1 protein-coding gene is annotated in these 607 nt (G+C 45.0%); it reads left to right on the top strand.

Annotation, left to right across the window (positions count from 1 at the left end; all coding sequences use genetic code 11):
* Window positions 1-65 precede the first annotated feature (65 nt).
* The coding region (locus E1189_RS01650) for an ankyrin repeat domain-containing protein (RefSeq protein WP_196221001.1) at window positions 66-607 on the top strand (542 nt) is incomplete at its 3' end.

Genomic DNA, 607 nt, shown 5'->3' with positions numbered 1-607 from the left:
GATATCTTCCTTGTTGATTGCCATACCTTCATTCTCATTGATTATGACGGTTCGTGGGGTGAGTTGTGTTGAGGATTTATGAGAAGCAGCGATTCCTCTATGCCAGTTTTTTCCTACTGGCTTTGGGGTTTTGTGCAAACGTATTGGCTAAGGGTGAATGCAAAGCAGACCTGAGTGTGGAGCTGAAGAATGAACGAGGTGAACACGATTTTATGGCTGCGTGCCGTGAAGGTAATACGCAAGCGGTGAAGTATTTTTTAGATCAGGAGGATTTTGATATTAACGAACAGTTTTCCTGCGACGCATATCGTGAACCTGTTCATGCCATGTTTTTGGCGGCCAAAGTAGGCCGTGTTGAAGTGGTTCAGAGTTTAATAGATGCAGATGCAGACATTAATCAAACATGGAAAGGGGCCACACCTTTGTTTGTGGCAGCTCAAAATGGCCATGACAAGGTGGTTGAAACTATTGTGAAGGCCCAAGGTGTGAGTGTGAATCAGGCAAAAAGTACCGGTTCCACACCTTTGTTTATAGCGTGTCAACAGGGCTACCCTGATATCGTTGACATGTTGCTCGAAGCTGGTGCTGATCCAACAATAAAGTGGCA

Source organism: Parendozoicomonas verongulae, from assembly GCF_009711465.1.
In the GTDB taxonomy this organism is placed as follows: domain Bacteria; phylum Pseudomonadota; class Gammaproteobacteria; order Pseudomonadales; family Endozoicomonadaceae; genus Sansalvadorimonas; species Sansalvadorimonas verongulae.
Note: the sequence above shows the minus strand (reverse complement) of the source record. Positions and strands in the feature narration are given on the sequence as shown.